Annotated in this window: 8 protein-coding genes; all 8 read left to right on the top strand. The window is 39.6% G+C overall.

Translation table 11 applies throughout. The features are described from left to right. The first annotated feature begins 185 nt into the window (after positions 1–185). Complete coding sequence (locus tag JCM15907_RS13390; RefSeq protein ID WP_242396819.1) at positions 186–1,043, top strand: hypothetical protein; 858 nt, start codon at positions 186–188, stop codon at positions 1,041–1,043. Beyond that, the gene (cas1, locus tag JCM15907_RS11070) at positions 1,000–3,276 is read left to right on the top strand and encodes a CRISPR-associated endonuclease Cas1 (RefSeq protein ID WP_242396818.1); all 2,277 of its coding nucleotides are present in this window, start codon (positions 1,000–1,002) and stop codon (positions 3,274–3,276) included. The genes JCM15907_RS13390 and cas1 overlap by 44 nt, the downstream gene beginning before the upstream one ends. Before the next feature lie 4 nt (positions 3,277–3,280). Next, on the top strand, positions 3,281–3,580 hold the full coding sequence (cas2, locus tag JCM15907_RS11065; RefSeq protein ID WP_159099921.1) for a CRISPR-associated endonuclease Cas2: 300 nt from the start codon (positions 3,281–3,283) through the stop codon (positions 3,578–3,580). Between the two features lie 994 nt (positions 3,581–4,574). Continuing rightward, the gene (locus tag JCM15907_RS05995; protein WP_025843110.1) at positions 4,575–7,619 is read left to right on the top strand and encodes a leucine-rich repeat protein; all 3,045 of its coding nucleotides are present in this window, start codon (positions 4,575–4,577) and stop codon (positions 7,617–7,619) included. Between the two features lie 165 nt (positions 7,620–7,784). After that, the gene (locus tag JCM15907_RS05990) at positions 7,785–8,480 is read left to right on the top strand and encodes an SIR2 family NAD-dependent protein deacylase (protein WP_025843109.1); all 696 of its coding nucleotides are present in this window, start codon (positions 7,785–7,787) and stop codon (positions 8,478–8,480) included. A gap of 509 nt (positions 8,481–8,989) precedes the next feature. Then, positions 8,990–10,099 (top strand): TlpA disulfide reductase family protein, encoded by a 1,110-nt coding sequence (locus JCM15907_RS05985; protein WP_277907014.1) that lies wholly within the window; start codon positions 8,990–8,992, stop codon positions 10,097–10,099. 6 nt (positions 10,100–10,105) lie between these two features. Continuing rightward, the gene (locus tag JCM15907_RS05980; RefSeq protein WP_025843107.1) at positions 10,106–10,555 is read left to right on the top strand and encodes a nucleoside deaminase; all 450 of its coding nucleotides are present in this window, start codon (positions 10,106–10,108) and stop codon (positions 10,553–10,555) included. 135 nt (positions 10,556–10,690) lie between these two features. Further along, the gene (locus tag JCM15907_RS05975; RefSeq protein ID WP_025843106.1) at positions 10,691–11,134 is read left to right on the top strand and encodes a DUF4494 domain-containing protein; all 444 of its coding nucleotides are present in this window, start codon (positions 10,691–10,693) and stop codon (positions 11,132–11,134) included.

Below are 11,134 nucleotides of genomic sequence, written 5' to 3'. Positions count from 1 at the left end.
TGGCATCTATACAAAGACAGTCAGTAAGACTATTAAGACGGAGTTCGTATGAATATGAGTTATGAGAGCAGGAAATGTTTATAAAAAGAAATCAGGAGTAGCGCTAAAAGAGATAAAAACTTAAACTAATTTTGCCGTACCAAATACAATAAAAAAACAGAGAACGGTTTTGCAAAAGGATTTCTATGGACAAATTAAATTCTGACACGCTTCCCATATTTCTTCGAGAGTTTGTTGCCTATCATCTGAGAGTTAGGTTTGTAGCCCAAAAGGATGTCGCTTTTCAGAGTAAATGGTATTTCTTACCTCGCTTTGCCTTGGGGAATGCGTTAAAAAAGAGTCAAGATTTCTCACATCTCTATACTACCCTCTTCAAACCACAAGCTACAGAACACGAAGGAGAACTTGAGTCCTCTTCTTCTCGACTGGTTATCCGAGTAGATAAACCCTATAGACACAACCTAACTCAACAAGAGCCTGTCGATTTGTATATTACGGTAGTAAGCAGAGAAGAGTCGCTTGTGAAAGATTTTCTCCAATTTCTTCCTGAGTGGCAAGATTACAACTTTTTTCAAGAGCATACGCTTCGTTACAAATCTTATCAACTACTCAATGCACAGAACAACAAATACGAAAATGAGTTGCCTCTGTCTAAAGCCAAGTTGGGTTTAGAGTTTTTTCGGAGACATGCTCCACAATGGAGCGAAACGCTTGCTATTCGATTTCTTACCCCCACAACGCTGAAAATAGACCAAATCTTTACAGATTGCATCCCGTTCTCCCGTCTAATGAATAGAGTTTCTCGTCGTCTATACGATTTGTATATCCAAGAGTCTGCCCCCTCTACCCCCTCGTTAGCTCCCTTTATTTTCGAAGAAAAAGACGATCAACTACTCTCTCAAATAAGCATTCCTCATAAGCCTACTATAAAAGAAAAACGGCAGTACGACATGTCTGGGATATTGGGACAACTCTATTACCAAACCTCTTACCACCCGATTGCTGCCCTTATGCTCTCTATGGCTCACTGTACATATAGGTAATCATACCGTTATAGGTAATGGACAAATTATTGCCGAACAATGTGATACCTCTCTATATCAAACGTGGCTCTCCTCTATAGCTCAAGATACCCACTCTCCTCTCAAAAAAGCAGAACTGGAAAATTTGCTTGAGGCTCTGCACTCCCTCTCCTACATTCCATCTGTGGCACATGCCATACACATCCCCAAATCAGATGGTAGTTATCGTACGCTAAGTATCCCCTCTCCTATTGATTTATATCTACAACGAAATCTCATCAATGTACTCTATCCTATTATAGATAAAACCAACTCGCCACAATCCTATGCCTATAGAAAAGGGAAGGGAGCTTTAGAAGCGATTAAACAAGTGGAACTCTTGAAGAGGAAACTGGGTAAAAAGTATTATGTGGTTCGATGTGATATTGATAATTTTTTCGACTCCATTCCCATAGAGCAACTTATGGGTATGTTTCAAAACATAACACGAGACCCCTTATTAAGTAGGATGGTACGTCTGTGGATAAAATCAGGAGTAGTAGACAATAAGTCTCATTTTCACCCACATCTTCAGGGACTCCCTCAGGGAAGTCCCTTATCTCCCCTCCTCTCCAATTTCTATTTAACAGATACAGACAAATATATCTCTAATAATATTACCGAATACTTTATTCGTTATGCCGATGATATCTTATTATTTATACCCGAGCATTCAGATCCACTATCTTCTCTACAAGCCCTATCTAACCATCTGAAAAATCAAAAAAAGCTATCTCTCAATAAAGATTTCATCGTCACCGAAATAAACTCCGAATTCAGCTTTTTAGGTATTTCTTTTAGTTCTGAGGGACAAAAAGAAATGAGTAAAAATAAAAAGGAAAAACTTGAGCGTAAGATTTCAATGTCTCTTTACCAAGACCCTGTAGAGTTTTCGGCTCTGGAAAAAAGCATAAAAGGCATAAGTCAGTACTACAAAAAACTGGTTTCTAAGGTCGATGTAGAGTTTATTGATGAAAAAGCAGCCTCGGTATATACTCCCTTTATAGCAAGGATTGAAAATAAAGCAGAGAGAAAAAAAGCAATAGAAAAACTCTCCAAAGTAGGTTTTCTCTCTCCCTCAAAAGGTAAATATCTCCTCCAAAAAGGGGTAAACAAATGGGCAAACTCTATAACTTCTGTTCCCAGAGTAGATAAAGAGACAACAGTATTAAAAAAACAATTCAAAAAATATCTTAGAGAGCAAGAAGATATTTTCGACTTTGTAGTTTCTGAAGCAGGAGCTTTTATTGGACTAAATCGCAACTACCTTGTTGTCAAAAAATTTGGGAATACTATCTGCAAACACCCAGCCCATCAAGTCGAACAGATTAGCATCATTGCTCCGGGTGTTTCATTCAGTAGTCATGTAACAAACTATTGCCATAAAAAAAACATCCGTATTATCTACTATAAAGCAACGGGAGAAGCCTATGCCTCCGTGGGTAGTATGAATTCTATTCTTCCCTCTCATATGAAAGCCCAGATGAGTCTACCTGAAAATAGGATACGGGAGTTTTCTTCGGCCTTGGTACACAACAAAATAAAAAATCAAACCAAGCTCCTAAAGTATTACCAAAAGTATTTTCGCAAAGAAGAAGAGCTATGCCAATATCTACAACAGTCCATAGAACAGTTAAATGCTATCGAAAAGCTCTCAATATCAGGTAATACAGTTGAACAGTTCCGCCAAAATGCCATGCTTCTCGAAGCGCGAGGAGCAAAAATTTATTGGAATGCCTTTGCTCTACTAATACAGCGCACGGGACACATATTTGATGGGAGAGTACAGCAAGGAGCTTCCGACATAGTAAACCAAATGCTTAACTATGGTTATGCCATATTGCAAAGCTATGTAATGCGTACCATCGATCTGTGGCAACTAAACCCTAACATTGGCATATTGCACAGCACTCAAGACAATAAACCAGCTCTATGCTTTGATCTTATGGAGCAGTATCGCTCTTTCGTAGTTGATAGGAGTATCTTGGCTCTCTTATCTAAAAAAGAAGAAGTCCGCCAAGAAAAAAGTGGTCTGCTCGACATACAGACGCGTACTCGTATTATTTCAAAAATAAAAGAGCGATGGTGCTCTCCAGAATACTTTCGAACAGGACAAAAAACATTGTCTGAAATAATGACCCTGCAAACTAAGAATGTACGAGATTTTTGCCTTAAAAAAGAAAATAAAATCAAGTTCTACACCCCTAAATGGTAGCCTTATGTCTTCAAAAATCTTGATTGCTTACGATATTTCTTCGCACCGATGTAGACAGAGAGTAGCTAAAAGTCTTGAAAATTATGGTATAAGGGTCAATAAATCTGTATTTATATGTACCATAAAGACAGAAAATCAGTTAAACTCTCTATTGGATACTTTTCGCCCCATCATTTCACGAAAAGATTCTCTCTTTATACTGCCTCTTTGTAGTCGTTGTTATGCTAATGCTTGGTTTGAAGAAAAGAAATACTCCCCTAAGATAGAAGGAAAAGGAAAACTAAAATCATATAGAGAACCATGATTAATACTCTCAGAAAGAATCTATTACATAAAACCTAACGACCTTATCAAGGAGTCCTTAACAACAAAAACATTTTCGAAAAAAACAGTTTTATAAAAAAACATCTATCCATCTGTATATGAACCATTTACCAAATCCTCTAATTTCCCCGAATTTCGAAAATACCACTAATCAGAGTTTCAAGAGTTCGATTTTCGAAAAAACAGCCTTTTCTCGAAATATAACTATCTGATTATCAGGAACCATTTTATCTGTTTTTCGAAAATGTCAATTTATTGTTTTTCACAACAGAGATTTTCGAAAATTCAAAACAATTATATACCTTTGTCTCCCAGAGAGATACATCCTATCCAAGCGAGGATAATGTACACATAAGAACAGTTTTAGAGGGGCATTTTCGAAAATATGCAAGAGGCTTGTTATAAAGCCCTTACGATAACGAAAATTCGTAAGTTACTGGTAATCAGATTGCATCTATACAAAGACAGTCAGTAAGACTATTAAGACTTGGTTTTCTGCGTACCATATCTCCCTTTCAGTGAAGAGCATCTATACAAAGACAGTCAGTAAGACTATTAAGACATCGCATTCAGAAGTACTAAAGACTGTTTTTCCTTCAAGCATCTATACAAAGACAGTCAGTAAGACTATTAAGACAAGAAAGGTTTTCCATTTTGAGGGTTTACCTTAATTTGCATCTATACAAAGACAGTCAGTAAGGCCATTAGACGAAAGACGAGCATCTATCTACACAGAAAAATTCTTAACTTTGTGAGCGTTGCAATAAGCGCTATCTATGAGAAAGGAGCAAGCAGAACGTCTACTTTCTTTCCTTATTTCATATAGAGTGTTCTTTGATCTTCTTTCTTATACCAAAACCATCTTGAGGTCATCTGACTATAAGTCCTTTTTGCAAAAGCAATTTATCACCCAATTAAATAAGAGTTTAGCTGCAAACGCAGACAGAAATTGAATCGTTTAATCTTTTCTTCAAATGAAAAAAATCACTCTTTTCTTTCTGTTCTCTTTGATTACCATAACCTTTGGGATCAAAGCTCAGAACATTCAAAACGGCGTGCTTATAAGCTGGCCGATGGCTACGGGAGACATTAAAATGCCCGATGAAGTTGTCGAAATTGCCCCTAACTGCTTTTACGAAAGTGGAGGAGGTGACTGGGGAGGCGAGGACAACGGCTGGGAATCTGCCACTAAACCTAACGCTCTGCGCACCTCTAACAATGAGATTACATCTGTGGACTTCAACAATGTAAGAAAAATAGGCAAAGAGGCTTTTAAGGAATGTAAGGGGCTTAAAACTGTCAAGATGCCTTTAGTAGAAGAAATCGGAGAAGAGGCTTTTGCTTCTTGCGATAACAGTAATTTTACAACGTTAGAGCTTCCCGCCATTAAGAGCTTAGGTAAAAATGCTTTCTTCAGTTGCTCGGCACTCAAAAAAGTAATCTTAGGTGGCATTGTAGAGAAAATTGAAAAGAATCCTTTCAATAATAATCCCCACATTGTAGAATTCAAAATTACCAATCCTCAATCGGAATATATCGTTTCTGAAGGAGCAGTACTCTCAAAAGATAAAACACAAGCCGTAATTCTACTCCCCCATTTTGAGAAAATTACCCTTCCCAATGAAACTACAACAATAGCTGAGGGAGCTGGGCAAAACGTAAAAACACTGAAAACAATCATTGGCAAATCGGTAAAAAACATTGGAGAAAACAGCTTCCTCTCTGCCGATGCGTTAGAGAGTATCTACCTACCTCAACTTAAAGATGTAGGCTTCTTTGCATTTGGACAAATTGGAGGTATTAAACTCGTTGATATTCACGAGAGTGAGCAGTTTACCGCTTTTGGCAATTACAACAATGGGGGTCCCAGCGACAACTCCAGTATGACTATTTATGTGGCCAACGAAACGGTCAAAACAGCATTAGAGAAACACTATAAAAAAGCACAAATCAAAATAGGAGCTCCCGAAACAGAGCTACAAAAGTATCGAGTAAACTTCCGAGTAGAGCCACAAGGTGCAGGTTTTATCGAGGCGTGGCTATCAGGGCCCGTTACTGTACAGAGCGGAGACGAAGTAACCGAAGGCAGTACGCTCAAGATGGAGTGCCGTTACGACTTCGTTACTTACGAATTTTCTCACTGGATGGTAAACGGCAAAAAAGTCGAAAGTGATGCTCAAAACCCTAAGGTACTTGAAATAAAGTCTGTACAAAGCGAGCTTGACATCGTTGCTCATTGTAACAAATTGCCCGAAGGTAACCGTATATTTTTCAAATCTGCCACTCCTGCTGGAGGTACTCTAACCGCTGTAATGGATGGCAAAGAGTTTAAGAGTAGCGACATCGTCCCCACAGGGAAAAGCGTAACTTTCACAGCAACCCCTACCAAAGGTTATATAGTAACAGATTGGCTCTTTGAAAATAGCGAAGGCAAATACATCGAAAATGAGGAGTTAAAAGGAAAAACGACGTGGACCATAACCCCAACAGAGAGTATCGACTTCCTCGTCCGTTTTGAACGCAACGAAGGCTCTGTAGTTATTCGATACAGCGAATTAAGCGGTAATGGGAGTCTCTCTGCTCGCACTTCAGAAGGCACATCCGTAGCCAATGGAGAGGCTATCGCAAAAGGTAAAAATCTTATCTTCACCGCCTCTCCCAAAAACGGCTACAAAGTAGGAGCTTGGCTCGTTAACAACGAAGAGCAAACCGAAACAGACAAAGAGCTTCGCATCGACAACGTAACAGGAGATCTCACTGTACATTTAGTTTGTTACGAAGAGGGGCATCAAGCTGGAGACCACGCTCCCGTTATCGAAGGTAACACACTGATTAAGTGGGATGCCATAGGGGACGTCGTAATACCCGATAATGTGAAGCACATTGCAGACTTTGCCTTTAAGAGCTCTAATCTGACAGGCTTAACCCTTTCTGCCCAAGTAGAGAGTATTGGGGAACTCCCTTTCATGTTCTGCGGACAGTTGAAAAAATTGGTTGTCGATGCTCAAAACCAGCATTTTACCTCTATCAACAACGCCATTTATTCAAAAGATGGCAAGGAACTGGTACAAGTAGCCACTGCTTACCCTCAGGAGGTATTCTCTCTCCCCGCCTCTGTAGAAAAAATTCGCACGGGAGCCTTCACGTTTGCCATCCCTATCAAAAAGATTGAGGGAGGTAACAATTTCTTTGAAACTATCGATGGTATGCTCGTTCGTAAATCCGACCGAGCCTTGATACATTATCCCTCTTTTGTACAACCAGGTCAAAAAGCTGAACTTATCCAACTACCTACAGATATTAAAAAAATCGAGAAATACGCTTTCGGATTCAACTTCGCTCCCCAAAGGCTCGAACTTCCAGAAGGTATTGAGGAGTTAGCGGACTTTGCTTTCATAGGAGCTGCAAACTTGACCGAACTTAAAATCAATCACTGCAAAGCACTCAAGCGCATCGGTGATTTCTGCTTTAAGGCTTGTTTCAAGTTAGCAAGCCTTGACCTCCCTGGTAAAGGAGTAACCTATATCGGAGAAGAAGCCCTGCAAGGTACTGCTATTCTTTCTCTCAACATCCCTAAAGATGTAAAGATTGGAGCTAATGCATTCAGAGGATGCCAATCTATTGCTAACGTATTCTCTTACAATATAGTGCCTCCTGTACTTGATGATTTAGCTTTTTCCGATATAGCAGAAATCGAAGTCGCCACGTTACATGTACCCAAAGGAACCAAAGAGGCATACAGTAAAGCACTTGGATGGAAAATATTTAAAAATATCGTAGAGGAAGAATGGCTCTCTGTGGAACAGACAATCCCTACCCATATTCTCTTTGCCACTCAGGGAGAAGTTTTGAACATCTCAGGTCTCAATGACGCTCTCATCATCGTTTATAATATAGAGGGCAAGAAGCTCGTCGAAGAGAGAGTTCTCGAAAGTACCTCTCTCTCCATAGGCAGAGGGCACTACATCGTGGTGATAAGTCAAGAGGGCAAACGTATCGTAAAGAAAATAACACTTTAATCTTGTCCGTCTCTTCGATTTGAATACTTATATCGAATAAAAGACAACAAGAATATCCTTTAAAGAGTCGGTATATTTTTCTCTGAATTAGGGAGATATACCGACTTTTTTATGTTTCAACATTCTCGTACCTTTGTTTTAGAAGAACATTAAAATCTATTGATTATGAAAAGAATAGTAGTACTTACAGGTGCGGGCATTAGTGCTGAGAGTGGTATCTCAACCTTTAGAGACAGTGATGGATTATGGGAAAAGTATCCCGTTCAACAAGTTGCCTCCATCGAAGGGTTTCGAGAAAACCCTCAATTAGTGTTGGATTTTTATACTACTCGTCGTAAAGAGTTACTACAATGTTTGCCCAACGAAGCACACAAAACATTGGCTCGTCTGGAGGAAAAATGGCACGTAGACATTATTACCCAAAACGTGGATAACCTGCACGAACAAGCGGGAAGTAGTCGAGTACTACACCTACACGGTGAACTTATGAAAAACTGCTCCGTGGCAAACACTCAAAAAACCTATCCTGTAGACCCCGATAATTTAGAACTAAAAGTAGGCGACCTTGCCCCCGATGGGCATCAACTACGCCCCTTTATTGTTTGGTTTGGCGAAGCTGTTCCTATGATTGAACCGGCTATCAAGCTAGTTCAAGAGGCAGATATTTTCGTAGTTATAGGTACTTCTCTCAATGTTTATCCTGCAGCGAGCCTATTGCAATATGCCCCTAAAGAGTCTCTGATATTTATCATCGACCCCAAACCTGTTCCCTACCCCCACGGATTAAATATAGAATTCATTTCTACCGTGGCTACTGAAGGGACAAAAATTTTAGAGGAAAAGCTCCGTTCGCTCGAATAAAAGATCATCACCTTCGAGAGATTGACTTAAAGAGATCGTTCTAACGGTCTCTTTTTTCGTTCATAATATCAAATATCCCATGTCGAAAAAGAAGATTTTACACAACTACTACTATCGTTAACAGGAATGTCAGTCAAGCAAATCACAATTAGTCTTCTTCGATGTCAGCAACGATGGTACAGCCGCTGGGACGAACAACAAAGGATTACCTGGCATGTATAAAGATGGTAAATGAATTCCGCTTCCTGCACCTCTATACAAACAGAAGGGGCTAAGAGCTTTGTCTTGAGCAAAGAGTAATACACCTTGAATCTTCACATGGTTATCTTATCTTACGTTAATCATTAAGAAGTAAGAAGATTTGCTCTAAATATTATCACTAAGGGTTACATAGGGAATACTTCCTTGTGTAGCCCGTTTTAGTAATCTTATGGGAAGTCAAGTTGATAATTTAGAACGATTTGCCTACTTTTGCGCACGGGTTTGGAATACTATATATTGAATTTGTAGTGAGGCATAAAGTAGAAAGGTGGAGTAGCTTATTGCTGAGTGTACTCTTTTTGTTGGGAATTGTTTCTTGTAATAAGTCAAACACTTTTAAAATTTTTGGGGAGGTGCCAAGTCGTTATGCAACGGAAGGAATGAAAGTGTACCTTTCGTTCGATAATGATGCCCCTATAGATAGTACTTTCATCGAAAGAGGACGCTTCTATTTCGAAGGAACTTATGCAGACTCTTTAAGCCTTCGTACTGCCTATATCACATTCGAGTCGGGTAGTTTCGACCCTCTAATTATTGAAAAAGGGAATATATACCTACGAGTACCCAAATATGCTACTGGCACTCCTCTTAACGAATTGTTCACTCATTTCAGAGAGACCCTCGATAGTGTGCGAGGCGTACATCACAGCAATCTGTATGCCTTGAGAGAAAAAGGCTTCGCTCACGAAGTAGGAGAAAAGCTGCTGGACTCTTTGTACCAAGAGATGCAGTGCGAAATATCGAAAATTAGTATCGACTTTATCGCCCAACATTCAAACAATTTAGCTGGAGGATTGGCTTTTTCAGAACTACTCCGCAACTCTGCCACTATTCTTTCCACACAAGAGATTGACAAATTAGCCGACATTTTAGAGCCCATCATTAATAAAAATGATGTCATAAAAAAACAGATTGAACGTTTTAAGAACCGAGTTAACACAAGCCCAGGGAATAAGTTTGTAGATTTTATCGGAGTCGATTTGACCAACGAAGAAGTCGCCCTATCTGATTATGTCGGCAAGGGGAAATATATTTTATTAGACTTTTGGGCCTCTTGGTGTAGTTCTTGTCGCAAAGTTTTTCCTGAGTTACTGGAGCTACAAGCCTCTCAAAACCCAGATAAATTTCAGATTGTAGGAGTATTCGTTTGGGACTCGCGAGAGCATCTCAAGAAAGAGTACAACACTTCTCCCGAGGCCTTTCCCCTCATCATCGACGAAATGGACAACTCAACATTTACCTATGGAGTACACTACTTACCCGAATTTATCCTTTTTGACCCTAAAGGAAATATCGTAAAAAGAGGGTTACTTGATGAGGGTATGAAGAGTTTGATCAATAAATTGGTAGCAGACTAAAACTCTATGTGCCCCCTTGTTCCCTACGATGATAACTACTGGATGCGACATGCCCTACAAGAGGCTCGCTTGGCTTATGAAGAGGGAGAAGTACCTATCGGTGCTGTAATAGTCGCCAACAATAAACTTATTGCTCAAGCCCATAATCAAGTAGAGCGACTCAACGACCCTACAGCCCACGCCGAGCTTCTTGCCATAACTGCAGCTACAGAGGCATTAGGAGGTAAGTATCTTACCGACTGTACGCTATACGTAACCTTAGAACCTTGTGCTATGTGTATTGGAGCCTTAAGATGGGCGCAAATAGGGCAAATTGTCTTCGGTGCATCCGACTCCAAGGGAGGGTATCAACGATGGGCTCCCTCCGTTCCTCACCCCAAAACGACTATAAAATCAGGCGTTATGGCAGAAGAATCTACGCAACTACTTACCTCTTTCTTTCAAGAACGCAGATAACTTATCTCTAAATAAAGAGAGCCTCAAAAAGTTGTTTTGGGGGACTTTTGTAGTTTTTGTCACGGCTATTTGTGTATCTTTGTGAATAGTTTTTGAAATCTATCTAAAGTAAATAAAGCCGCAGAGCTATACAATATGAATAATTGGTATGAATGTAAAGTCCGTTACGAGCGATTGGCTGACACGGGACTGTCTAAAAAATCTTCCGAAAGCTACCTTGTAGATGCCTATTCTATGACAGAAGCAGAAGCTCGTATCATAGAAGAGGTAACTCCTTTTGCTTCTACTGGAGAGGTAATGATTAGTAGCATTAAACGAGAAAAGTTTGCTGAACTATTCCTCAGTACAGAAGATGAAGATGACAAATTCTACCGTTGCAAGGTCTTGTTCATTAGCTTGGATGAAAAAAATGGAGTGGAAAAAAAGACTCCCGTAACGATGATTGTCAAAGCATCATCGCTAATGAAAGCTGTTAATAGACTTGACAAAGAGATGAGTTCCTCTATGACAGACTACTCAATAGCCTCTGTGGTAGAGACCAACATCATGGACGTTTTTTCATTAGACCTATCTAAGTAA

Origin of the sequence: Porphyromonas gingivicanis JCM 15907 (assembly GCF_000614585.1) — a bacterium.
Classification (GTDB): Bacteria; Bacteroidota; Bacteroidia; order Bacteroidales; family Porphyromonadaceae; genus Porphyromonas; species Porphyromonas gingivicanis.
Note: the sequence above shows the minus strand (reverse complement) of the source record. Positions and strands in the feature narration are given on the sequence as shown.

What these genes read in the sequence shown, in the direction of transcription:
- JCM15907_RS05995 (WP_025843110.1), top strand. Translation starts at nt 4,575, where the DNA reads ATGAAAAAAATCACTCTTTTCTTTCTGTTCTCTTTGATTACCATAACC.
- JCM15907_RS05990 (WP_025843109.1), top strand. Translation starts at nt 7,785, where the DNA reads ATGAAAAGAATAGTAGTACTTACAGGTGCGGGCATTAGTGCTGAGAGT.
- JCM15907_RS05980 (WP_025843107.1), top strand. Translation starts at nt 10,106, where the DNA reads ATGTGCCCCCTTGTTCCCTACGATGATAACTACTGGATGCGACATGCC.
- cas2 (WP_159099921.1), top strand. Translation starts at nt 3,281, where the DNA reads ATGTCTTCAAAAATCTTGATTGCTTACGATATTTCTTCGCACCGATGT.
- JCM15907_RS13390 (WP_242396819.1), top strand. Translation starts at nt 186, where the DNA reads ATGGACAAATTAAATTCTGACACGCTTCCCATATTTCTTCGAGAGTTT.
- JCM15907_RS05975 (WP_025843106.1), top strand. Translation starts at nt 10,691, where the DNA reads ATGAATAATTGGTATGAATGTAAAGTCCGTTACGAGCGATTGGCTGAC.